This is a genomic window from Sphingomonas sp. CCH5-D11 (genome assembly GCF_001557395.1).
Taxonomy (GTDB): Bacteria; Pseudomonadota; Alphaproteobacteria; order Sphingomonadales; family Sphingomonadaceae; genus Sphingomonas.
Map to the genome: position 1 here is coordinate 1 of NZ_LSKH01000089.1, position 23,174 is coordinate 23,174.

Annotated in this window: 26 protein-coding genes; 4 read left to right on the forward strand and 22 right to left on the reverse strand. The window is 65.7% G+C overall.

What is annotated here, in order from left to right; all coding sequences use genetic code 11:
• Positions 1–77: 77 nt before the first annotated feature.
• The 3 genes from AX702_RS05780 to map form a co-directional block, all read right to left on the reverse strand.
• Positions 78–416, reverse strand: coding sequence for a P-II family nitrogen regulator (locus AX702_RS05780; protein ID WP_066777324.1), 339 nt, complete (start codon positions 414–416; stop codon positions 78–80).
• 175 nt (positions 417–591) lie between these two features.
• A complete protein-coding gene (locus AX702_RS05785; RefSeq protein ID WP_066777326.1) occupies positions 592–2,805 on the reverse strand; it encodes a PQQ-dependent dehydrogenase, methanol/ethanol family in 2,214 nt (737 codons plus the stop codon).
• A 197-nt stretch (positions 2,806–3,002) separates the two neighbouring features.
• On the reverse strand, positions 3,003–3,830 hold the full coding sequence (map, locus tag AX702_RS05790; protein WP_066777329.1) for a type I methionyl aminopeptidase: 828 nt from the start codon (positions 3,828–3,830) through the stop codon (positions 3,003–3,005).
• 54 nt (positions 3,831–3,884) lie between these two features.
• Here map and AX702_RS05795 point away from each other — a divergent pair, with 54 nt between their 5' ends.
• Complete coding sequence (locus AX702_RS05795; RefSeq protein ID WP_066777330.1) at positions 3,885–4,643, forward strand: competence/damage-inducible protein A; 759 nt, start codon at positions 3,885–3,887, stop codon at positions 4,641–4,643.
• A 32-nt stretch (positions 4,644–4,675) separates the two neighbouring features.
• Here the strand turns inward: AX702_RS05795 and AX702_RS05800 are convergent, their stop codons facing one another.
• The 4 genes from AX702_RS05800 to AX702_RS05815 all read right to left on the reverse strand — a co-directional run bounded on the left by AX702_RS05800 (position 4,676) and on the right by AX702_RS05815 (position 8,081).
• The gene (locus AX702_RS05800) at positions 4,676–5,533 is read right to left on the reverse strand and encodes a GGDEF domain-containing protein (RefSeq protein WP_066777332.1); all 858 of its coding nucleotides are present in this window, start codon (positions 5,531–5,533) and stop codon (positions 4,676–4,678) included.
• 123 nt (positions 5,534–5,656) lie between these two features.
• Positions 5,657–6,790 carry an NAD(P)H-dependent flavin oxidoreductase gene (locus tag AX702_RS05805; protein WP_066777335.1) on the reverse strand — a complete coding sequence of 378 codons (1,134 nt, stop codon included), beginning with the start codon at positions 6,788–6,790 and terminating at the stop codon, positions 5,657–5,659.
• A gap of 120 nt (positions 6,791–6,910) precedes the next feature.
• Positions 6,911–7,648 carry a TorF family putative porin gene (locus tag AX702_RS05810; protein ID WP_231731741.1) on the reverse strand — a complete coding sequence of 246 codons (738 nt, stop codon included), beginning with the start codon at positions 7,646–7,648 and terminating at the stop codon, positions 6,911–6,913.
• 1 nt (position 7,649) lies between these two features.
• The gene (locus AX702_RS05815; protein ID WP_156455376.1) at positions 7,650–8,081 is read right to left on the reverse strand and encodes a hypothetical protein; all 432 of its coding nucleotides are present in this window, start codon (positions 8,079–8,081) and stop codon (positions 7,650–7,652) included.
• A 173-nt stretch (positions 8,082–8,254) separates the two neighbouring features.
• Here AX702_RS05815 and AX702_RS05820 point away from each other — a divergent pair, with 173 nt between their 5' ends.
• Positions 8,255–9,574: a M20/M25/M40 family metallo-hydrolase gene (locus AX702_RS05820; RefSeq protein WP_066777339.1), complete on the forward strand. Its 1,320-nt coding sequence runs from the start codon at positions 8,255–8,257 to the stop codon at positions 9,572–9,574.
• Between the two features lie 36 nt (positions 9,575–9,610).
• Here AX702_RS05820 and AX702_RS05825 read toward each other — a convergent pair whose 3' ends face one another.
• Positions 9,611–10,993 (reverse strand): sensor histidine kinase, encoded by a 1,383-nt coding sequence (locus AX702_RS05825; protein WP_231731742.1) that lies wholly within the window; start codon positions 10,991–10,993, stop codon positions 9,611–9,613.
• Positions 10,994–11,035: 42 nt separating this feature from the next.
• On the opposite strand from AX702_RS05825, the gene AX702_RS05830 reads away from it, so the two are divergent.
• The gene (locus AX702_RS05830; RefSeq protein ID WP_143058581.1) at positions 11,036–11,287 is read left to right on the forward strand and encodes a hypothetical protein; all 252 of its coding nucleotides are present in this window, start codon (positions 11,036–11,038) and stop codon (positions 11,285–11,287) included.
• Here the strand turns inward: AX702_RS05830 and AX702_RS05835 are convergent.
• The 12 genes from AX702_RS05835 to gltX form a co-directional block, all read right to left on the reverse strand.
• Complete coding sequence (locus AX702_RS05835) at positions 11,260–11,925, reverse strand: response regulator transcription factor (RefSeq protein WP_066777344.1); 666 nt, start codon at positions 11,923–11,925, stop codon at positions 11,260–11,262. The genes AX702_RS05830 and AX702_RS05835 overlap by 28 nt on opposite strands.
• A 61-nt stretch (positions 11,926–11,986) precedes the next feature.
• Positions 11,987–12,265: a hypothetical protein gene (locus AX702_RS05840; RefSeq protein ID WP_331710379.1), complete on the reverse strand. Its 279-nt coding sequence runs from the start codon at positions 12,263–12,265 to the stop codon at positions 11,987–11,989.
• A gap of 137 nt (positions 12,266–12,402) precedes the next feature.
• A complete protein-coding gene (locus AX702_RS05845; protein WP_066777350.1) occupies positions 12,403–13,770 on the reverse strand; it encodes a cytochrome P450 in 1,368 nt (455 codons plus the stop codon).
• Between the two features lie 100 nt (positions 13,771–13,870).
• A complete protein-coding gene (locus AX702_RS05850) occupies positions 13,871–14,755 on the reverse strand; it encodes a bestrophin family protein (protein WP_066777354.1) in 885 nt (294 codons plus the stop codon).
• Between the two features lie 102 nt (positions 14,756–14,857).
• Positions 14,858–15,277, reverse strand: a complete 420-nt coding sequence (gene ribH, locus AX702_RS05855) for a 6,7-dimethyl-8-ribityllumazine synthase (protein WP_066777358.1) — start codon at positions 15,275–15,277, stop codon at positions 14,858–14,860.
• Positions 15,277–15,798, reverse strand: coding sequence for a hypothetical protein (locus AX702_RS05860; RefSeq protein ID WP_082746003.1), 522 nt, complete (start codon positions 15,796–15,798; stop codon positions 15,277–15,279). The genes ribH and AX702_RS05860 overlap by 1 nt, the downstream gene beginning before the upstream one ends.
• Entirely contained in the window at positions 15,798–16,949 is a 1,152-nt protein-coding gene (gene ribB / locus AX702_RS05865; protein WP_231731743.1) for a 3,4-dihydroxy-2-butanone-4-phosphate synthase, read from the reverse strand. The genes AX702_RS05860 and ribB overlap by 1 nt, the downstream gene beginning before the upstream one ends.
• Positions 16,933–17,547 carry a riboflavin synthase gene (locus AX702_RS05870; RefSeq protein ID WP_066777369.1) on the reverse strand — a complete coding sequence of 205 codons (615 nt, stop codon included), beginning with the start codon at positions 17,545–17,547 and terminating at the stop codon, positions 16,933–16,935. The genes ribB and AX702_RS05870 overlap by 17 nt, the downstream gene beginning before the upstream one ends.
• Complete coding sequence (gene ribD, locus AX702_RS05875) at positions 17,529–18,488, reverse strand: bifunctional diaminohydroxyphosphoribosylaminopyrimidine deaminase/5-amino-6-(5-phosphoribosylamino)uracil reductase RibD (protein WP_066777411.1); 960 nt, start codon at positions 18,486–18,488, stop codon at positions 17,529–17,531. The genes AX702_RS05870 and ribD overlap by 19 nt, the downstream gene beginning before the upstream one ends.
• A 20-nt stretch (positions 18,489–18,508) precedes the next feature.
• Positions 18,509–18,856, reverse strand: a complete 348-nt coding sequence (locus AX702_RS05880) for a hypothetical protein (protein WP_066777417.1) — start codon at positions 18,854–18,856, stop codon at positions 18,509–18,511.
• Between the two features lie 122 nt (positions 18,857–18,978).
• A complete protein-coding gene (locus AX702_RS05885) occupies positions 18,979–19,638 on the reverse strand; it encodes an energy transducer TonB (protein WP_066777371.1) in 660 nt (219 codons plus the stop codon).
• A 127-nt stretch (positions 19,639–19,765) separates the two neighbouring features.
• Entirely contained in the window at positions 19,766–21,094 is a 1,329-nt protein-coding gene (gene gltX, locus AX702_RS05890; protein WP_066777378.1) for a glutamate--tRNA ligase, read from the reverse strand.
• A 117-nt stretch (positions 21,095–21,211) separates the two neighbouring features.
• On the opposite strand from gltX, the gene AX702_RS05895 reads away from it, so the two are divergent.
• A complete protein-coding gene (locus AX702_RS05895) occupies positions 21,212–22,147 on the forward strand; it encodes a ribose-phosphate pyrophosphokinase (RefSeq protein ID WP_066777381.1) in 936 nt (311 codons plus the stop codon).
• A gap of 120 nt (positions 22,148–22,267) precedes the next feature.
• Here the strand turns inward: AX702_RS05895 and AX702_RS05900 are convergent, their stop codons facing one another.
• Together AX702_RS05900 and AX702_RS05905 are read right to left on the reverse strand one after the other, a co-directional pair.
• Positions 22,268–22,519 (reverse strand): PilZ domain-containing protein, encoded by a 252-nt coding sequence (locus AX702_RS05900; protein ID WP_231731744.1) that lies wholly within the window; start codon positions 22,517–22,519, stop codon positions 22,268–22,270.
• A gap of 100 nt (positions 22,520–22,619) precedes the next feature.
• Entirely contained in the window at positions 22,620–23,141 is a 522-nt protein-coding gene (locus AX702_RS05905) for a sterol desaturase family protein (protein WP_066777419.1), read from the reverse strand.
• Between the last annotated feature and the right edge of the window lie 33 nt (positions 23,142–23,174).

Sequence of the window (23,174 nt, forward strand, 5' to 3'; positions counted from 1 at the left end):
CCCCCGCCCCTCCCTTTCCGAACCTCATCAAAGTGATATCTTTCATGAAGTTCCTCGCGGGAGGGGAGATCCGACGATCAGATTGCGTCGTCGTTGCGCTCACCTGTGCGAATGCGCAGTGCGGTCTCCACGGGGATGACGAAGATCTTGCCGTCGCCGATGCGGCCCGTCTGCGCCGCCTGAGCGATCGCTTCCACCACCCGATCGACCAGGCCATCTTCGACCACCACCTCAAGCTTCACCTTGGGAAGGAAGTCCACGACATATTCAGCGCCGCGATACAGTTCGGTGTGGCCCTTCTGCCGCCCGAAGCCCTTGGCTTCGGTCACGGTGATGCCGGACACCCCTACTTCGTGCAGCGCCTCCTTCACCTCATCGAGCTTGAACGGTTTGATGATCGCTTCGATCTTCTTCACGCGGAAACGCCCACCCCTGGTTTGAACCCTCGCCCCGCCTTCGGTGCTTGCATCGAACGTGCCAGCCGGGGGCCAAGAGAGCAAGGTGGCGACTCGGCTCGGGTGCGGCTTTGCCGGGTGCTCGAAAAACGGGCAGTGAGCGGGTGGGTGCCGCGTTATACAGCACCCCGCCTTCTCAGCGAACGCCCGTCGGCACCGGCGAATTCTGCGCGCCCGGCACCGGTGCCACGGCCTTTGTTCCGCCACCAAGGTTCTTCTGCGCCCAATGCGCCTCGTCGATGACGTACAGCCGGACGAGCTGCGCCTGTTCCGGCGTCATCACCTTGGCGAAGCTGACCATGCCCCTGTCCTTCAACATGCCGTCAATCAGGATCGCCTTCCACGTGTCTGGATCGCCCAGCGTTGCCGACCGCTGCAGGTTGGGCAGCACGCCGCCGCCGCCCGCGCTGGCGCCGTGGCAGACCTGGCAGTAGCGGCCGAACAAGGCCTGTCCCCGCGCTACCTGCTGCGGCGTGGCCTTGTTCTCGGGCAGGTTCACCGGGGTCGAATCCTGCGGCTGCGAACCGGGCAGTTGCGTCTTGCCGCCCAGCTTGAAGACGAGCAGGCGTGGCACGTTGGGTACGTCGCGCGCCTTGCCGATGGCATAACCGATCGACAGCGGCAGCGCCCCGCCGCGCCCGGCCAGCACCGCGACATATTGCTCGTTGCCGATCATGAAGGTGGACGCGCCGGCCATGATCCCGGTGCCAACCGGATAGGTGAAGAGCTGTTTTCCCGTGTCCGCGGCATAGGCACGGAACTCGCCCAGCGCCGTGCCCTGGAACACGAGGTTGCCGGCGGTCGTCATCGTGCCGCCGTTCCACGGCGTCGGATAATCCACCGTCCAGCGTGCCTTGTTGGCAATCGGATCCCAGGCGACCAGCCGCCCGGTGGCGCCGGCAATCGCCTGCTTCACCGCCGACGCGTCGCGCGGATACATGGCGTTGCCCAGATCCTGCCCGACGTTGAAGCCGAGCGGCTTGGCCTCGTCGAGCGGCGAGGATGGGTTGAGATAGGCCGATCCGACGATCTGCGCCGGAATATAGGCCAGCCCCGCCTTTGGATTGAAGCTCATCGGCTGCCAGTTATGCGCCGCAATCGCGCTCGGCAGGGCAAGGAACGGCTTGCCCGTCTTGTAATAGCGCGCTTCCGGATTCTCGATCGCGCGTCCGGTCTTCATGTTATAGCCCGACGCCCAGTTGACGCCGGGGATGAACTGGCCGGCGTTGATCAGCTTACCGTTCGTCCGGTCGATGACATAGAAAAAGCCGTTCTTGGGTGCCTGCATCAATACGCGGCGCTGCTGACCGCCGATGTTGAGCGTGGCGAGATTGATCGGCTGGGTCGCGGTGAAGTCCCAGGTCTCGCCCGGTGTCTCCTGGTAATGCCAGACATATTCGCCAGTGTCGGGCTTCAGCGCGACGATAGAGGAAAGGAACAGATTGTCGCCCTGCCCTTCGCTGCGTAGGCCATGGTTCCAGGGCGATCCGTTGCCGACACCCAGATAAAGTTGGTCAAGCTCCGCGTCATAAACGATCGAGTCCCACACCGTGCCGCCACCGCCCGATTGCTTCCACTGGCCGTTCTTCGACCAGGTCGGCGCCACCTTCGCCATCGCCGCGTCGCTCGCCTCGCCATCGGGCGCGCCCGTCGGATTGGGAACGGTGTAGAAGCGCCACCTCTTCGCGCCGGTCGCCGCATCATAAGCAGTGACATAGCCGCGCACGCCGAACTCGGCGCCGCCATTGCCGATCACCACCATGCCCTTCATCACCCGCGGCGCGCCGGTGATGGTGTAAGGCTTCGAATTGTCGGTGGTCTGGACCGACCAGTCCTGCGCGCCGGTCGCCGCATCCAGCGCGATCAGCCGGCCGTCGATCGTGCCGACATACAGACGCCCCTTCCACGCGGCGACGCCCCGATTGACGACGTCGCAGCACGCCTGAACGCCCTTTTCGCGGCTGACCTTGGGATCGAACTCCCACAGCTTCTGCCCCGTCGCCGCATTAAAGGCGAAGACCTTCGACCACGGCCCGGTCACGAACATCTTGCCGTCGATCACGACCGGTGTCGCTTCCTGTCCTCGGGCATCCGGCATGTCGGCGTACCAGGCCAGGCCAAGCTCGCCGACATTGCCGGCGTTGATCTGCGTCAGTGGCGAGAAACGCTGCTCGGCATAGTTGAAGCCCGTCATCGCCCAGTCGCGCCCGTCTCCGCCGCTGGTCAGCAGCGCGGCATCGACCTTGCCGACGCCGGTGGTCGCGGAACGATCCGCCGCGGCCGGCTCATCCGTCGCCGCCTTGCACGATGTGAGCGCCAGCGCCGCCAGCAGCGCCCATCCGATCCGCATATTCCTCTCCCCGCCCCTGTCCGAGCTTTGGCGGGAGACTGACGCAGGTTGGTGAGGAAGGGAAGTGGTTAAACCGAAGCGGTTAGCCTGACGAAGGTGTCAGGTTCATCCCGTCCGTGCCGAGCGACGTCGAGGGACCGGCCCTGCCAGTCGCCACTCGCGGGCTGTGCCGCGACGTCGCTCGGCACGAACAACTGTCAGGCGTAAGGCGGCTTGTGCAGCCCGGCCGGCGAGAAGGTGAAGACCTCGCAGCCCTCCTCGGTGATGCCGATCGAATGTTCGAACTGCGCCGACAGGGATCGGTCGCGCGTCACGGCCGTCCAGCCATCGTCCAGCAGCTTCACGTCCGGACGCCCGATGTTAATCATCGGCTCGATGGTGAAGATCATGCCCGGCTTCAGCTCGGGGCCCGTCCCCGGCCGGCCGACGTGCACCACTTCGGGCGCATCATGGAACAACCGCCCCAGCCCGTGCCCGCAAAAGTCGCGCACCACGCCATAGCGATGGGATTCCGCATAGCGCTGGATTACATGCGCCACATCGCCCAGCGTGTTGCCCGGCTTCGCCTGTTCGATCCCCAGCATCAGGCATTCATAGGTCACGTCCACCAGGCGCCGCGCCTTCAGCGGAACATCCCCGATCAGGTACATGCGGGAAGAATCGCCATGCCAGCCGTCGAGGATCGGCGTCACGTCGACATTGACGATATCGCCCGATTTCAGTGCCTTCTCGCTCGGAATGCCGTGGCATACGACGTGATTGATCGAGATACAGCAGCTGTGCGTATAGCCGCGGTAGCCAAGCGTCGCGGGCACACCGCCACGGCTCTTGATAAAGTCGTACACCAGCCGGTCGATCTCGGCGGTAGTCACGCCGGGCACCATGTGCGGCACGATCATGTCCAGCGTTTCGGCGGCAAGCTGGCCAGCGGCGTGCATCCCGGTGAAGGCTTCGGGGCCATGCAGCTTGATGGCGCCGTTGCGGCCCAGCGGCGCATCGCTGGTGACGGTAACATATTCGGTCATGGCGACCGATATAGCGTGACGAGGGTAGTTTTGCGAGGCTATGCCGGGGCTCGCATGGAAAGCGAACGCATCTGGACCGCCGCCCTCGTCGTGATCGGTGACGAGATCCTCTCCGGCCGAACGCAGGACAAGAACGTCGCGCAGATCGCGCAATGGCTGAATGTTCAGGGCATCCGCCTAGTCGAGGTGCGCGTCGTGCCCGATCGGGAAGAAGCCATCGTCGAGGCGGTGAATACGTTGCGCGCCCGCAACGATTATCTCTTCACCACCGGGGGTATCGGCCCTACCCATGACGACATTACGGTGGACGCCATCGCCGCCGCGCTCGGGGTCGGGGTCGTTCATCATCCCGCCGCCGTGGCCGTGCTGGAGCGTTATTACGCTACGCGTGGCGGCGCGAGCGAGGCTCGGCTGCGCATGGCGCGCGTGCCGGAAGGCGCAGAGCTGATCGAGAACCGGATGTCGGGCGCGCCCGGCATCCACATCGGCAATGTCTTTATCATGGCCGGCGTGCCTCACATCACTGCCGGCATGCTCGATTCCCTCACCGGTACGCTCCAGGGTGGCCGCCCGGTGATCAGCCGGCAGATCGGCTGCTGGGTCGCCGAAAGCGAGATCGCCGACGTGCTGCGCGATGCGGAGCGCACACATGAAGGCGTCGCGATCGGCAGCTACCCGTTCTTTCGGGAGGGGCGCACCGGGGCGAATTTCGTCGTTCGCTCACCGGATGGCGCGGCGGTGGACGCCTGCATCGCCGATCTCACCACGGCGCTCGAGGCCGCCGGTCACAAGGTGTTCTCCGAGGGCATCTGATTATTGAGCGCAGGCGGTCGACCTTCGCGCGATCAGGAGCGTATCTCCGCACTGCTCAGGATCCGAGCCCGGCCGCGGTGCTTCGCCTCGTAAAGCGCGGCATCGGCGCGGCGCAGCGCCTCCTCCAGCGTGCGCCGGGACGCCGCCGTTGTCCCGGCCGAGAAGGTCAGCGGCCGTTCGCCGACATGCGCCAGCGGTTCGTTGCGGATCCGCTCGGCAATGCGCATCAGCACCGATTGGGCCTGCGCCTCGGTCGCGCCACGAAAGAAGACGAGAAACTCCTCGCCGCCCCAGCGCGCCACCAGGTCGGTATGCCGGACCGTGCCGGCCAGCACCTTGGCGAAATCCTGCAGCACCCGGTCGCCTGTCTCATGACCGAGCAGGTCGTTCACCAGCTTGAAATGATCCATGTCGACCAGCGCCAGCGCCCCGGTCGTTTCATGCTCCGACAGCACGTCCAGCCGCTGGAGCAAGCCGCGGCGGTTCAACACGCCGGTCAGCGGGTCGCTGATCGCCTCCCGGCTCAGCTTGCGCATCCGTTCCGCCGTCGCTCCGGCCGCCCGGTTGACCCCGGCGAAGAGACGCGCGGCAAGGTCGCTGCCCGACAGCTGCGGTACCGGGGTGATCTCCCCATCGCCGGCATCGTTCAACGCACGTGCCGCAACGTCGATCGGGGCCAGCAGCGCATAGATTCCGCCAACCGCGATCACCGTCCCCAGCAGCGTCGCCACTGTCACGACAATGGCCCCCGGCCAGTCCAGCCGGCTCGTCGTCGCGGCCCACGCCAGAAAGGCGGCAAGCGGCAGGTGCGTGCCGACGAAACAGACCGCAAACAGCCGCAACTGCAGGCTGCGCGGGAAAATGAACGAGCTTGCAAGATACAAGCGCATGGCTCGTTGCCCCCCAGGATGTCCACGCCGCGCGACTGCGGCATGCCGGGACGACCTGGGGAACAGGGCGTTACCTAAATGTTAGCGGCGCGATGAAGATGCGCCCTAATCGGACGAGACGAGTCAGTCGCCGATCAGGTTGGTCATGCGCTCCACTGCCTCGACGAACTCCAGCTTGAAGTCCTGCACCACCTGTCCCGCCGGACGAACCTGATCGACCAGACCAACGCCCTGGCCGACGAAGTAAGTCACCATCTCACGCGCGGCAGGATCGCCCTTTTGGGCGGCAAGGTCGCAGGCGCGGATTGCCGGCTCGCTGATCAGGCTCTGGTACGGCATCGGCAGTGGCCCAGGCGATTCTGGCCCCTCCCAGGCATCGGTCCAGGCCGAGCGGAGCTGCCGCGATGGCTTCCCCGTGCGGCTCTTGGAGCGCACCGTGTCGCGCGAACTGGCCTCAACCATCTTGTCGCGGAAGACGTCCGAACATTCGCTTTCAGGCGTCGCTAGCCAAACCGATCCAGTCCAAGCGCCGTCGGCGCCCATTGCCATGGATGCCGCCATCTGCCCGCCGGTCATGATCCCGCCGGCAGCCAGCACCGGCACACGCTGGCCGCGCGCTTCCAGCGCCCGGATCACTTCGGGCACCAGCACCATGGTCGAAACTTCCCCGCAATGGCCGCCGGCCTCGCCGCCCTGCACCACCAGGATGTCGACGCCTGCCTCCACCTGGCGGGTGGCATGTTCCTTGGCGCCGACCAGCGCCGCGACCGGCACGCCGCGCTCGCGCCCCATGTCGATCATCGCCTTGGGCGGCACGCCAAGCGCGTTGGCGATCAGCTTGATGGGATGGCGAAAGGCGACGTTGAGCATTTCGAGCGCAAGATTGGGGTCGAACGGGGCCGGCGCATCAGAGTCGGGCCGCTCCTCCGGCATGGCGAAATGGTGCTTCTCCGCCAGCTGCCCGACGAACGCACGATGTTCGGGCGGCACCTTGTCCATGATCGACGCACGCGTCAGCCCTTTCGCACCGCCAGTCGCCAGATTTTCGGGGATCAACACGTCCAGCCCATAAGGCTTGCCGTCGACATGCGCATCGATCCAGGCGAGCTCCGTCTCCAGGCTCTCCAGCGTGTGCCCGGTCGCGCCCAGCACCCCGAAGCCACCCGCCCGGCTCACCGCGGCCACCACGTCGCGGCAATGGCTGAATGCGAGCAGCGGGAAATCGATGCCCAGCATCGCGCAAATCGGTGACTTCATGGTCCCTCTCCCATCTTGTTTGCCCGTCTTCTGGCGGGTCGACGAAGGAAAAGGAAGAGGCGGGGGCTGCTGCCCTTCAGGTCGCACCGTGCCCGGGCAGGGCGCGGTGCGACCGTCCCGTCAGAAGTTGATGGCGAGCCGCGCCGTCACCTTGTCACCCGTGTGGCGCGCATTGGCGAAGGGGGAGTCCGCCACCTGTTCGATATCGGTGCCGCTATACACCAGGCCAAGGCTCACCGGGCCGGTGATATGGTCCACGCCCAGCGACCAGTCGGTATAGTCGCCGCCCGGACGCAGGCGCGCCGCCCGTCGCCAGTCATCGACGCTGCCGGTGGAACGGCCAAGCGAAGCGTTGAGGGTGAACGGCGTCGCCGGCACGCCCACTCTGGCACGCGCGCCGAACCACAGGTTGTCGCCGCCGATCGCGGCCTGATCCGGCGCATAGCGGGCGTCGATCCCGATCTCGGCCGGGCCCAGGGCATAGCTGGCGCCCGCTCCCACCTCGACGTAATCGAGTGGCTCCGCCGCGCCGGTGAACAGATGCCCGGTAACGAACCCGTCGAGCCGAAGACCGCCACCGATATCGCGGGCGAAGCCGCCTGTCACGTCGACCACCGCATCGGCGCCGCCGTGGCGCGGATCGCCGCGCGTGCCGGTGATCCGCGCGCTCAGGTCAAGGCCGAACGGCACGCCGGCGCGGACGCTCGCCGCCGGGGCAAGCTCCCCGTCGCTCCAGCTGATGCCGCGCCGCCGCTCGTCCGTCGCTACTTCGACACTGGCGCCCAGATCGGCCTGGGCGAATGCCGGAAGGGCCGCGGCGCTCCATGCCGCGGCGACCATGATGTGGATCAGCTTCACGTCAGCTGCGTACCGGCATGTGAGCGGCATCCAGTTCCAGCGCCAGCGCCTCGCGGTCCTGCTCCGCCACGGCAAGCAGATGCTCGCGCACCGCGCTACTCCGCGCCGCCACTTCCTGTGCGATCGCCGATCGCTGCCCCGCGCACCAACCCGGCCGGCTGCCTTCGATCGGCGTTTCGCTCGCGATGGTCCGGGTCAGCACGTGTCCCGCCGCGCTGCGCGCTTCGCGATTGACGCTTACCGTCGCCTTCCACGCGCAGCGCAAGGTGTTGGCGCGGCCGCCCGGTCCGGTGGTGCCGACCTGCTTGTGAATGACGTTCAGATCGCTGCGGTACGTCACGTCCACGCGCTGTCCGCGATGATCGATCGCGACACGATGCGCGTCAGCCGCTTGCGCGCCGAGCAGCAGCCCGGCGGTGATGAAAAGGTTCATGTTCGGTCTCCTGCCTGTGCGGCGGACTTTTTCGCCCGCTCGCGTGACCGCGCCGACCTGCGCGGCGCTTTGCGAATGGCTGAACCCGGCCTCGCGATCAATGCACCGGCAAAGCCGCAATGATTTGACATGATGCCCTGTTCATCCAGATTCCGCTGCCCTAGCCTGAACGGATGCTCCTCAGCCGTCCCCGCTTCGCCCGCACCTTCATCGCCGCACCTGCGCTCGCGCTCCTTCTCAGCGCCGCCGCCAGCGGGCCCGAGACACGAATGAAGGACGTGATCGCGCAGGAGGCGCCGCGCCATGAAGCGCTGCTGGAAAAGCTCGTCCGGCAGAATTCCGGCAGCCTCAACCTCCTCGGGGTGAAGGCGGTGGGCGAAATGATGCGCGCGGAGCTCGAACCGCTCGGCTTCACCGTCCAGTGGGTCGACATGGCCGCCACCGGCCGAGCGGGTCATCTGATCGCTACCCACAAGGGCAATGGCCGTGGACAGCGCGTGTTGCTGATCGGCCATCTCGACACGGTGTTCGAACCCGATGGCCCGTTCACCGGCTGGTCGCGAGAGGGGGATCGTGTGACCGGGCCGGGCGTCGGCGATGACAAGGGCGGTCTGGTCGTGATCGTCGCCACGCTGCGCGCGATGCAGGCAGCGGGCACGCTCAAGAATGCGGATCTGAAGGTCGTCCTGACCGGCGACGAGGAAAAGACCGGCGCCCCGCTTGAGCTCGCGCGCAAGGACCTGGTGGAGGCGGGCAAATGGGCGGACGTGGCACTGGAATATGAGAACCTTGCCGTCATGGGCACACAGGAATTTGCCACCACCGCCCGGCGCAGCTCCACCAATTGGGAAATCGTCACCACCGGCCGCACCGGCCATTCCAGTGGCATCTTCAACGAATCCATGGGGTATGGCGCGGTGTACGAACTCGCGCGCATCCTCGATGAATTCCGCCGCACCTTGCCCGAGCCGAACCTCACCTTCAACGCGAGTGTCGTGGTCGGTGGAACGCCGGCATCGCTGGACGAGCCAGGCGTGAAGGGCACGGCAGAGGGCAAGACCAACGTCATTCCCGCGCGCGCGGTGGCGCGCGGCGATCTGCGCAGCCTCTCGCCCGAGCAGGACGCGCGCATCAAGGCCGCGATGGAGGCGATCGTCGCCAAGCACCTGCCCGGCACCGACGGGTCGATCCGCTTCTTCGAAGGCTATCCGTCGATGCCGCCTACGGCTGGCAACCGCGCTCTAATGGGCAAGCTCAACCAGGTGAACCGCGATCTCGGCCTGCCTGAAATGCAGGAGATGGATCCGGCCAAGCGCGGCGCGGCGGATTCCAGCTTCGTCGCCGCAGACGCGGTCACGCTGGGTGGCATGGGCGTATCGGGCGGCGGCGCCCATGCGGTCGGCGAATGGGTGGACTTGAAGAGCCTGCCGCGTCAGGCACTGCGCAGCGCCGCGCTGATCTCCCGCCTCACTGCCGAGCCCCGCCCCCGTTAAGCGCGGCCACCGCGTAGATCTGCGGGTCGGTCTTCTTCAGGTCGCCATCGGCAGGCGCAGCCGCACCAGCAGCCCGCCGAGATCCTCGCTTTCCTCCAGGCTCACCGTGCCTTCATAGATCTCTGCCACGTCGCGCACGATCGCTAGCCCCAATCCCGTGCCCGGCTTGCCCGTATCCAACCGCACGCCGCGATCGAAGATCCGGATGCGATCGGCCTCAGGGATGCCCATGCCGTCATCCTCGACCATGATCTCCACAAAGCCGGCCTGCGCGCTCACCGTCACGAATACGCTGCCACCGCCATATTTGGCGGCATTCTCCACCAGATTGCCCATGATCTCGTCCAGATCCTGGCGTTCGATATGGGCGACCAGATCTTTTGGCCCGTCCATGTCGATGCGGACATGAGGGTACAGCCGTTGTACCGCGCGCTCGACCGATTCCACGCTCGGCCACACCTCGGCGCGGCTATGCGCCGATCCGCGCCGCCCCACCGCCCGCGCGCGCGCAAGATGGTGGTCCACCTGCCGCCGCATCGTCCGCGCCTCGCGCACCACGGTATCGGCCAGGTCGTCCGATTGCGCGGTGGCGGCATTCATGATCACCGTCAGCGGCGTCTTCAGCGCATGGGCGAGGTTGCCGGCATGGCGGCGCGCCTCCTCCGCCTGCGTTTCATTGTGGGCGACCAGCGCGTTCAGTTCCTCCACGAGCGGCGCCACCTCGACTGGCAACGGCCCGGCGATCCGGTTGGTGCGGCCGCCCCGCATTCGCGCAATCTCCAGCCGAAGCTTGCGCAGCGGCAGAAGCCCGTAAAAGGTCTGCAACGCGGCCAGCACCATCAGCCCCAGGCCGAGCAGCAGAAAGCTGCGCACCAGCGTCCGGCGCAGCGCTCCGATCTGGGCATCCAACCCCTCGCGACTTTGCGCCACCTGAAAGCGCCAGCGCACCTCCGAACCCGGCAGCTTCACATCACGCTCGACGACCCGCAACTTCTCCGTCCCGAACTGATCGCTGTTGTAGATATGGACGCCGCGGTCGTTGTGCGTCTCGGTATGGGCGAGTTGCCGGTCCCATAGCGATCGCGAGGGGAACGCCTCGCGTCCCGCGCCCGAGACCTGCCAATACAGGCCGGAATAGGGTTCCAGAAAACGCTGGTCGGCCGGTTCGCGGTTGAAGATCACCTCGCCTTCCGGGCCGATCTCGGCAGACACGAGCAGCGACCGCAACACATATTCCAGCTGGTCGTCGAAATTCTGCGTCACCGCCGCGGTCAGCACGCGGTCCAGCGCGAACCCACCGCCAGCCAGCAACAGCGTGATCCATACCGCCGCAATCACGATCATGCGGCGGGTCAGCGATCCGGTATGGACCAGCCGGCCCTCGCTGCTGCTGGTCACTTCGTCGCGCATCGGAACCATGCTGGCGCTTTGCTGTTCACCTTCAACGAAAGGAGAGCCGTCGTGTTGCGTACCTTTCCGGTGATGGCCTTGGCGGGCGTGGCAGGCCTGCTCGTCAGCCTGGTGACAGGCTTCCTGATTGCGTCATGGACGATCGCCGGCATCGTCCCCGCCTATGCCTCCCCGCCCGCGATCGAACGGGCCGAGCCGCAGATGGTGGCGGATACCTGGCGCGAGGCGGGATATGATCGCATTGGTTTGTGGGAGCAGCCGCGCGCCGAAATGCTTCAGGCTGCTGGATCTTCCAGGCTGTAGCCAAGGCCACGGATGGTGGTGATCACATCCTGCCCCAGCTTCTTGCGGATGCGCGTCACGAACACCTCGATCGTGTTTGAATCGCGGTCGAAATCCTGGTCGTAAATATGCTCGATCAGCTCGGTACGGCTGACCACCTTGCCCTTGTGGTGCAACAGGTATGACAGCAGCTTGTATTCCTGCGCGGTCAGCTTCACCGGCTCGCCCGCCCGCGTCACCTTGCCCGATCGCGTATCGAGGCGAACATCGCCCGCGGTCAGCTCGGACGAGGCATTGCCCGAGGCACGGCGGATAAGCGCGCGCAGCCGGGCGATCAGCTCTTCGGTCTGGAAAGGCTTGGCGACATAATCGTCTGCGCCAGCGTCCAGGCCGGCCACCTTGTCGGACCAGCTGTCGCGCGCCGTCAGCACCAGCACCGGCATGGTCTTGCCTTCCTTGCGCCAGCGATCGAGCACCGTCAGCCCGTCGATCTCCGGCAACCCAAGATCGAGAACAATGGCGTCATAGTTTTCCGTCGAGCCGAGGAAGTGGCCCTCTTCGCCGTCCGTGGCGAGATCGATGGCATAGCCCGCACCCTCCAGCGTGTTCTTCAGCTGCTGGCCCAGGTTGGGCTCATCCTCGACGATCAGGACGCGCATGGTCACTCCCACATATAAACAGCGCTGATTAGCACCGGCAGGCGCGCGGAAAAAGGTGCGGTCACTTGCCCGTCCGCCCGATCACCTGTCCGGAGCGGCCGTCCACATCTACCCAGATCACGGTGCCGTCACGAAGGAATTTCAGCGTGTAAACGGCACTCGGCATCTCGAAATCGAATCCGATATATTGCGCATCCCGCATCGTCGGGATCACACGGCGTTCGATTTCCTTGATGGACAGGATCCGTCCTTCGCGCAGCGCGCGCCAGGCGGCCACGCCGTCGCGCTGCTGCTCGCCCGGCTGCGCCAGAACGGGCGCAGGCAGGGTCAGCAGGATCAAGGCAATGCACATCCGCATGCCCGCGACGTAGCGATAAAGGATTGAACACCTTGTGAATAAGCCAGCATGGTCCAATTCAGACCATGGCTGCGCCGCCGCGGCAACGAAAACCCGGTGCCGCGACGCACGTGTAGCTTTTACAACGGCTTGAACGTCACCGGCAGCCCGTCCTTCGGCCGCGGGATCGGGAAGATCTGCCAGTCGGCGCCAGCGCCGGGCGACAGTTCGATGTGGTAGCGGCTGAGCAGATGCGCGACGAGGATGCGGATCTGCATGGTGGCGAAGTGCAGTCCGATGCACATATGCGCGCCCCCGCCGAACGGCACCCAGGCGAAGCGATGACGGCCCTTGGACGATTCGGGGGAGAAGCGCGTCGGGTCGAACCGCTTCGGATCGGGCCAATGCTCCGCCATGTGATGAGTATAGGCCGTGTTGACGCCGACGAACGTGCCCGCCGGAATGTGGTACCCGCCAAAGGTGAAGTCGCGCATCGCCCGGCGCGGGATCGATGGCACCGGCGGCATCAGCCTCAGCGATTCCTTGAACGCCCATTCCGTCAGCACCAGTCGGTCGAGCTGTTCATACGGCACGCTGCCATCGTTGCTGCCGAGCCCCTGCACTTCCTCGCGCAGCTTCTCCTGCCAGTCCACATGCTTGCCGAGCAGCATGACCAGGCTGGTGGCCGATGACGTGATGGTGTCATGCGCCGCCATCATCAGAAAGTTCATGTGGTCGACAATGGCATCGTCCGCGAGCGGGCGCCCTTCCTCGTCGGTGGCGCGGCAGAATTGCGAGAAGAAATCCTGACCCTCGCCATGGCGTCGGTTCGGGATCTCCCGCGTGAAATAGTCGACCAGATACTCCCGCGCCTTCACGCCCCGCCGCATCGACGTGCCCGGCAGGGGCGAGCGGACGGGCGATACGGACGCCTGCACTTCATCGACAAACGCCTGGTTGATGCGCGAGGCCTCCGGTCCCAGCGGAACGCCGAGGAAGCTGGTCGCCGCCAGGTCCAGGCTCAACGCCTTGATCGCGCTATAGAAAGGCAGGCTCTTGTTCGCCCAGCCGCCGACCTGTTCGGCGATGCCCGCGTTCAGCTCCGCCGCATAATGGCGCATCGGTTCCGGCTTGAACGCCACCGACAGCGCCTTGCGATCCGCGCGATGCTTCTCGAAGTCCATCAGCATTAGGCCACGGGGAAACACGAGATTGAGAATCGGCCCCCATCCCTGTTCGGAGGAGAAGTTCTTTTCCTTGTCGAACAGGACCAGCTCGTTCGCTTCCGGGCCCAGCAGGATCACGCCATCGCCGCCAAAGGTGCGGTTGCGATAGACCGGGCCATATTTGGCGACCATGCGATCGGTGAAGCCGATCGGGTCCTTCAGCACGGCGAAGGTGTTGCCGACAAAGGGCAAGCCGCGGCTGCCGGGGATGTCCTTCAGCACTGAGGGCGGATTGGCGGGCAGCCAGTGCGGGTTGCCCGCCAGCGTGTGCGCGTGAGCCATGGGCGATTCTCTCCAATCCTACTTACATCAGTATAAGTAAGATCGAGCGATCTTGCCAAGCATTCCCGCGCGGCGGGTCAGCCGCGATGAGCGCTTGCGCTCACCACAACACGCCCTTCACCGGCTGCAACGGCGGCGGGGCCTCGTCGCCGATCGCCTGGAGCAGGTCGATCTCGATCGTCCGACACATGGCGGAAAGCGGGACGTCGTGGATGGTGTTGGCGAATGGATCAACCAGATCATCGCCGATCTGCAGCACCGCCAGGAACATCAGCCCCGCGACCGTCGACCCGACCGGCGTGGCGATCCCCAGCGTCTCGACCAGGCCGATCGGCAGCAGGATGCAGAACAGCCGGGTGAAGAACGTCGGAAAGAAGCGGTACTGATTGGGCAGCGGCGTGTTCTTGATCCGCTCCATGCCGCCTTGCGCATTGGAAATGTCGACCAGCAGGCTTTCGAAATGCGTCTGCTGGATGGTGTCGATCCACCCCTTGGCGCGCGCATCGTCGATGCGGCGGGATGATCCGTCCAGGATGCCATTGGCGATATTGGTCCGCTGCAGCGCCGGCTCGGCTTCCCCGCGCGAGAGGAAGCGGAGCACTTCGGCGTCGGCGGGCTGCTTGCGCAATTGGCAGCGCAGCGCGTTCACATAGGCGACATGGCGCAGCACGATCGTGCGCTTCAGGTCTCGCGCCTCGTCATCCGGCAGGAAGTTACGCGCGGTGCGCGCCAGGCTGCGGGAGGCATTGATCATCAGGCCCCACAGCCCCCGCGACTCCCACCATCTCTGATAGGCGGAATTGGTGCGGAACCCGAGAAACAGCGCCAGCACCGAACCGAAGATGGTCAACGGCAGTTCGGGTGCCCGAAACGGCTGGAACACGTAGATCCCGGTGACGACGCAATCCCAGATGAACAGGGCAAGCAGCGGTCGCCACACCTCCTGGATGATGACGTTGAGGCGGGGGGTAGAGGAAATGATCATTGACGCTCACGGTTGCTTCGTTGCGGCCGTAGCGCACCCTACGCGCAACCCACTAGCGCGGCTCCGTGACGAATTATGTCCGGCAGCGGAACGACCCGCGCGTCAGCCGAGCCGTTCGCGCAGGTCCAGCATCGCCAGCGCCGCCTGCGCCGCGCCGCCGCCCTTGTCGAGCTGGGCCGGATCCGCCCGCCGGATCGCCTGCTCCTCATTCTCGGTGGTCAGGATGCCGTTGCCGATCGCGATACCATCCATGGTCAGCGCCATGATCCCGCGCGCGCTTTCGTTGGACACGATCTCGAAGTGATAGGTCTCGCCGCGGATCACCACGCCAAGCGCGACATAGGCATCATAGCGCCCCGTCTCGGCGGCCATGGCAATCGCGCCTGGCACTTCCAGTGCCCCCGGTACGGTCACCACCTCTGCCCGGTGCCCCGCTGCCTCGATCGCAGCGCGCGCGCCGGCGACCAGCATGTCGTTCAGGTGATCGTAGAAACGCGCCTCGACGATGAGGATATTGGCCATCACTCTTCCTTTGGTATGCCGGCTGCGACCAGGCCGCCCCCTTGGTAGCGCGGGTCGTTGCTGACCTCCCGTATCGCACCGGGCGGCGCGGGCAAGCCTCGAAGCCCCGCATCGTCGGCCCATTCGATCTCGGCAAGCTCCAGACCGGCCAGCGCGCCTTCAAACCGGTCCAGGCTGTACGTGACGCCATGGCTGCAAAGGTCGAACCGTCGCTTGACGATCATCGCCCCCGGCAGCCCCGCGATGAGCGCAAACTCCGCATCGTCGAGATAGGCGGTGACGATCGCCCGCGCGAGCGGATCGGCCGCGTCATATTTCTTGGTCAGCTTCAGCGCGACGGCGCCGCTAGCGCTGTCGGTCATCCGGCGAAGGCGCATCCGCGTGCCGGCGATGTAGCGATCCTCGATCAGCAGATGCGCCGCACCGGGCGCGGGGCGGCTGGCCGGGTCGATCAGCCACCGCCGCTCGCGTTCGACATGAGCATATTTCGGCGCCGCGGCTTCGTCGGCGCCGGTGCGCATCATTCGCCGGCAGTGCCCGTGATCGGCCGCTCACCGACGATCGACAGGCCATAGCCATCGAGGCCGACCAGCGTGTGATGCGTGTTGGTCAGGAGGATCATTTCCTCCACGCCCAGTTCGGCCAGGATCTGCGCGCCGACGCCATAGTCGCGCAGCTCCTCGACCTCAGGTGCCCCTGCGCCCTTGCCCTCCGCGCGCAGCTGCATGAAGCGCGACACGACGCCCTTCATTGCGCGGTTGATCACCACGATCACGCCGGCGCCCTCTTCCGCGATCATCTCCATCGAGGTGGAGAGCAGCCCCGACCGCTCGGACGCTTCGCCGAACATGTCGACGAAGAAGCTGGCGGTATGCATGCGCACCAGCGTCGGCTTCTCGGGATCGATCTTGCCCTTCACCAGCGCGATCGTCTCGTCACCGGTTGCCTTGTTGTGGAACGTCACAGCCTTCCACTGCCCGCCCCAGCGCGATTCGAAGGTCATTTCCGCCTTCTTCTCGACCAAGTGATCGTAGCGACGGCGATAGGCGATCAGATCACGGATCGTGCCGATCTTGAGGTTGTGGAGCTGCGCAAAGGCTACAAGGTCGTCCATGCGGGACATCGTCCCGTCCTCGTTCATGATCTCGCAGATCACGCCCGACGGGTTGAGGCCGGCGAGGCGCGACACGTCGACGGCCGCTTCGGTATGACCCGCACGCACCAGCACGCCGCCATCGCGCGCGACCAGCGGGAAGACGTGGCCCGGCGTCACGATCTCCTCGCGCCCCTTGCTCGCGTCGATCGCCACCGCGATCGTGCGGGCGCGGTCGGCGGCGGAGATGCCGGTCGTCACGCCGTCGCGGGCCTCGATCGAAACGGTGAAGGCCGTCTCGTGCCGCGTGCCGTTATGGCGGCTCATCAGCCCAAGCCCGAGCGCGTCGACGCGCGCCTTGGTCATTGCCAGGCAGATCAGGCCGCGCCCATGCCGCGCCATGAAGTTGATCTTCTCCGGCGTCGCCATCTGTGCGGGGATGACCAGATCGCCTTCATTCTCGCGATCCTCGTCATCGACCAGGATGAACATTCGGCCGTTCTTCGCCTCGTCGATGATCTCTTCGGGGCTCGAGAGAAAGGCGTGGCGCAAACGCGCGAGTTCAGCGGGCTTTTGCACGATAATGTTCCATCCGTTGGAGATAGCGGGCGAGCACATCGATCTCGATGTTGACGGCGCTGCCCGGCGCCAGATCCGAAAGCGTCGTCACCGCTTGGGTATGGGGTATGATGTTGACCGCGAAGTGGGTCGAACCGTCCTCGGCATCGCTGACTTCGTTGACGGTCAGCGACACGCCATCCACCGTCACCGATCCCTTGGGCGCCAGGAAGGGCGCCAGGTCGCTGGACACGCGAAAGCTGACGCGCTTCGAATCGCCATCGGGGCAGACCCCGATCACTTCGGCGATGCCGTCGACGTGCCCGGTCACGATATGGCCGCCCAGTTCGTCGCCCAGCTTCATCGCGCGCTCAAGGTTCAGCCGGCGCCCCTCGATCCACTGGCCCTGCGCTGTTCGCTGCACTGTCTCGCCGGATACGTCAAAGGCCAGCCAGTCCGGCCCCTTGTCGACGACGGTAAGGCAAACGCCCGAACAGGCGACCGAAGCGCCCAGATCGATCTCCAGCGTTTCGTAGCTCGTGCCAACCACGACGCGCGTATCGCCACGCGTTTCCACGCGCGTGATTTGGCCGACGTCGGTTATGATCCCGGTGAACATCGCAAACGCTCGTAGACCTCGAGCCGGTCCCTGCCAAGCTGGCGCGCATCACTCTGTACCCAGCGCCCATGCGCCTCGCTCAGCGCCGCCAATCCGATGTCGTTCACGGCAGGGCGGCCGCCCCCGATCAGGATCGGCGCGCGATACAGCACGAGGCGGTCGACCAGATCGGCGGCCAGGAATGCCGCCGCGGCGCCAGCTCCACCTTCGATGAAGACATGATCGCCGCCCAGGTTCGCGATCGCCGCTGGCGAGTCGATCCACGCGGCATCCCCGGTCACGCCGGCGCTCGACAGCACCACCCGCCTTGGCGAGCGCGATTCGAGCCCCGGCAGCCGTACGTCCAACCTTGGCTGGTCCATCTCCCAGGTCCCGCGCCCGACCAGGATGATGTCATGCCGGCTGCGTTCGACATGCGCATGCGCGCGCGCTTCGGGGCCGGTGATCCACTGGCTTTCGCCATTACCGCGCGCGATGCACCCGTCCAGCGAGGTCGCAAGCTTCAGCGTCACATGCGGGCGACCCTGCGCCAGCCGGGTGAGAAAGCCGGCCATGCTGACCCGCGCCTCCGCCGCCCTCACCCCCACTGCCGTGTCGATCCCGGCCGCCGCGAGTCGCGCCAGCCCCTTGCCATTGGTGCGCGGGTCCGGATCGCCAAGAGCGACGACAATTCGCGCCACTTCGCTGGCAACCAGCAGGTCCGCGCATGCCGGCCCGCGTGGCGACACATGCGCGCATGGCTCCAGCGTCACGTAAGCGGTGGCGCCTCGCGCCCGGTCTCCGGCCGCGCCCAGCGCCATTGCCTCGGCATGGGGACGGCCACTCGGCTGGGTCCATCCACGACCGACGACCGTGCCATCGCGCACGATTACGCATCCGACCGCCGGATTGGGGCTCGTTCGTCCACGGCCCCGCGTCGCCAGCGCCAGCGCCGCCCCCATCCAGCGCGCGTCGGCGGCGTTTACAGCCCCCATCGCTTCAGCTTGTCGTCCACCTTCTGGAATGACGCGCGCAGCTCTTCCTGGCGGCGCTTCTGCTCGTCCATCTGCTTCTGCTTGATGGGCGCGTCGATCGCCTGCTGGGCCCGGATCTCCGCATCGGTGCGATCAAGCCGCCATTGCTGCACGTAGACGATCTCGGGCTTGTAGACCTTCTCGACCGAGGAATCCTTGGCAAAGCCGATGATCAGCAGCCCCGTCAGGATCACGGAGAGGAAGAGGAAGATGAGTTCGTGTTTCTGCCGCTGGTGCAGAAACAGGCGCAGGTCGCGCACCGCGCGAAACGGGCTCATCCGGGCAAAGAATTGCATCGGTTGGACATAGTGGCCCATGGATGCCGAAACCAGCCCCTCACCCGCCACCTCCCGCCATGCTGTGGCCGGGAAGCCGGCTTGACCGTCTGGCCGCTGGCTCCCCGGCGCGGCATCATGGCTCAGGATTCAAGCTGGAAGCGCACGGTCATCTCCCGCGTCGTCTCCACCGCGACGCCGTCACGCGTTGCTGGCCGGAAGCGCCATTTCGCCAAAGCTTGGCTCCGCGTGGCACGGCAGAACGCCTCGTTGGTTGCGGCCACGCATTCGGCGGCGATAACTCTGCCATCTGTGCCGATGGTGACGCGGACAGTTGCCATCCCCTCCCGCTCGGCGCGGCGCTCCCCGGCGGGATAGGCCGGCTGCATGTCGCGTGCAAAGCGCGGATCCGGGCGCGCGTCCACTAGCACGGGCGGCACAGGCGGCTCGCTGGCAGTGGCTGTCTCACCGCCTGGGGCGATGGGCGGCAACGGGGGAAGCGGAAGCGGCGGGAGCGCGAATTCGGACGACGCCGTGCTTGTCACCGCCATGGACGTATCCGGCCGCTCTGGCGGCGTCACCACGCTGTTCTCCGCCGCCGTCCGCGGCGTCTCCGGCTTGATGATCTCAGGAGGGGGCGGCGCCAGCGGAATGTTTTCGACGCGTAACACCGTCCGCTGCCGGATCGCCTCGATGACCGGAGCCGACAACAGCAGGGCGCCGATCACTCCGGCATTGACGGCGACGGCAGCGGCAAGGCTACCTGCATTGATGCCGGATCGATATTGCTGGTTCGCGTACATCTACCCTCTCCCGTTCTATGCTTCTCCTTCCGGACCCAAGCTTTCAAAGGCCTCAGCCCGCATTGTAATGTTACCACATAACTTTTGCCGAGCAAGCGATTGCGCAGCGCTGTCGTACCGCTTCGCGCTAAGCGCTTTGGAGGCGCGAGATGGCCCGGTCGCGGCCGATCAGCGGCAGCAGCGCCGCCATGTCCGGCCCGTGATCGCGCCCGGTCAGCGCCAGGCGAAGCGGCAGGAACAGCGCCTTGCCCTTCCGCCCGGTCCTTTCCTTCAGCACGCCGACAAGCTGATGCCACGGATCGCCCTCCCAGGTGATCGCCTGCGCCGCATCAGCCGCCTCGACCAGAAACGCTCGGTCCTCGTCCGGGATGGTAGCGTCCACCGGTCCCTCGATCACGCGCCACCAATCGGCCGCCTCGGCAACTGTCGTCAGATTCGGCTTCACCGCATCCCATGCGTCGGCCGTCATCCCGGCCGGCAGGCGATCCGCCACCGTCGAATAAGGAAGCTGGTGAACGATTCGCGCGCTCAGCTGCGCCAGTTCGGCTTCATCGAACCGCGCCGGCGCACGTCCGAACCGGCCGAAGTCAAAGGTCGCGAGCAAGGGGATCATGTCGCCGACGGGCTCGACGGGATCGCTCGTCCCCAGTCGCGCAAGCAAAGCGCGGATCGCCTGCGGTTCGATCCCCGCCTCTCGCAACTGGTCGACGCCAAGGCTGCCCAGCCGCTTGGAAAGCTTGCCCTCGCTTCCGGTCAGCAGGGCGGTGTGCGCAAAGCTGGGCGGCGCATTGCCGAGCGCCGCGAACATCTGGATCTGCAACGCGGTATTGGCCACATGATCCTCGCCGCGCACCACATGGCTGATGCCCAGGTCCATGTCGTCGATCGCCGACGGCAACATATAGAGCCATGATCCATCCGCGCGGCGGATCACCGGATCGCTCATGGTGCGCGGGTCGAACCTTTGGTGGCCGCGCACCAAATCGTCCCATTCCACCGGCGCATCATGATCCAGGCGAAAGCGCCAATGCGGCCGGACGCCGTCCTGCTCCAGGCGATTGCGATCGGCGTCGGTCAGCTGAAGCGCGGCGCGGTCGTAAACGGGGGGCAGGCCCCGTCCGAGCTGGATCTTGCGCTTGAGGTCCAGCTCCTGGCTGGTCTCATATGCCGGATAAATTCGCCCGGCCGCGCGCAATTCATCGAAGCGCTTTTCGTACAGGCCGAAACGCTCCGACTGTCGCACGCTTTGATCCGGCTGCAGGCCAAGCCAAGCCAGATCATCGCGGATTGCGGCCACGAATCGCTCCTCGCTGCGCTCGGCATCCGTATCGTCGATGCGCAGCAGAAACCGCCCGCTCTGCGATCGTGCGAACATCCAATTGTGGAGCGCGGCACGAATATTTCCGACGTGCAGGCGGCCGGTCGGCGAGGGGGCGAAGCGGGTAACCACGGTCATGCAGCGCCGGTTAGGCTTGCCTCGCGTGATCCGCAAACTGTCTCATCAATCCATGTCGCACGATTGCAACATGGACCGTTCGCGCTAAGGGGGCCGCGCAGAAAGGGCGCGACGACCATGAAATTGATGACCGGCAACTCGAACCTGCCGCTGGCGCGCGACATCGCCTCCTATCTCGAGATTCCCCTGACGGAGGCGCTCGTCCGGCGATTCGCCGACGAGGAGATCTTTGTCGAGATCATGGAGAATGTCCGCGGCGAGGACGTGTTCCTGCTTCAGTCCACCAGCTACCCCGTCAACGACAATCTGATGGAGCTGCTGATCTGCATCGATGCGCTGAAGCGCGCCTCGGCAAAGCGGATCACCGCCGTGATCCCGTACTTCGGCTACGCCCGTCAGGATCGAAAGCCGGGACCCCGCACGCCGATTTCAGCCAAGCTCGTCGCCAACCTGATCACCACCGCAGGCGCCGATCGCGTCTTGTCGGTCGACCTGCACGCCGGCCAGATCCAGGGCTTTTTCGACATCCCGACGGACAATCTGTTCGCCGCACCGGTCATGTCAGCGGACATTCTGGCCCGTTTCGGCTCCAAGAACCTGATGGTCGTCTCGCCGGACGTCGGCGGCGTGGTCCGCGCCCGTGCACTCGCCAAGCGCCTGCACAATGCGCCACTCGCGATCGTCGACAAGCGCCGCGAGCGCGCCGGCGAATCGGAAGTGATGAACATCATCGGCGACGTTGAGGGGCGCTTCTGCATCCTCATCGACGATATCGTCGACTCCGCCGGAACGCTCTGCAACGCCGCGGCGGCGCTGCGTGAAGCGGGCGCGGAGGACGTCGTCGCCTATGTCAGCCATGGCGTCCTGTCCGGGGGCGCGGTGGCGCGTGTCGAGGGGTCTTCCCTGCGGGAACTGGTCATCACCGATTCCATCGGCAATCAGGAAGCGATCGGCAGCGCCGGACGCATCCGCCACCTCACGATCGCCCCGCTGCTCGCCGAGGCGATCCGGCGCATCGCGGACGAGTCGAGCGTGTCTTCGCTGTTCGATTGAGGTTTTGCGGGAGGGCGGTGTCGTCCTCCCGAAAGGACTGGCTTCCGTCCGGCCCCAACGGCAATCAGTCAATCGGCGGTCCCGCCGAAGGGCTTTGTGCAGGCGGATCGGGACCGAGCGTCAGCTGTTGCCCAGCGCCACGATATGGTCGAACACGGCAGGGTGCAGCGGCTTGGTGAACGCGCAGCCGTAGCGATATTTGTCCCGCCACGCGACCACCGCCTCCAGCCCCGCCAAACCGGGAAGCGTCAGCCACACGGTCGTGCCCGGCCAGAGCGTGAAGCTGGTCTGCGCCCGGAAACCCGTGGTCGACAGGTCGACCACTTCGATCTCGAACCGGGTCGTGCCACGGTCGCGCAAATGAGCGCGCATCTTCACCGCCTTGCGCAAAGCGCGGCGGTTTTCGTCCGTGTCAGCCGGGCTCGGGAGCGGAATGGCGTGATCCATGCCCGGCCTTATCCGCGCTGAAAGGTTACTTTTCGGCAAACATCTCGCTTGGACGCGCCGGCGCACGGACCCCAGCCCGCCCTCGTCGCTTCAGCTCGGCCTTTAGTTCCTCCGGCCGCGGCGCGATGAGGAACCCGAAGCTGACGGTGCCCTCCTTCGTGTTCACCACATGATGAAGCCGGTGTGCCTGGACGATGCGCTTCATGTAGCTGGACTTGGGCAGGTAGCGCGTACGCACTCGCTCATGCACGATCACGTCGTGAAAGCCGAAGTAGATCGCGCCATAGGCCGTGATCCCCGCACCAATCCACGCCCAGCCTTCCCACCAGCCGCCCTGCACCCCGCCCCAGATCAGCACGATGGATGGGATGGCGAAGATCACGCCATATAAATCGTTCAGCTCGAACCGGCCGGTCCGCGGCCGATGATGGCTCTCGTGCAGGAACCAGCCCGGCCCATGCATGACCCAACGGTGCATGACATAGGCGAAGCCCTCCATACCGGCGACGGTAAGGAGAAGCAGGAAAAGGCCGGTCCAGAACGACATGGCCTGCGCATATAGCCATCCGGCAAGCGCATC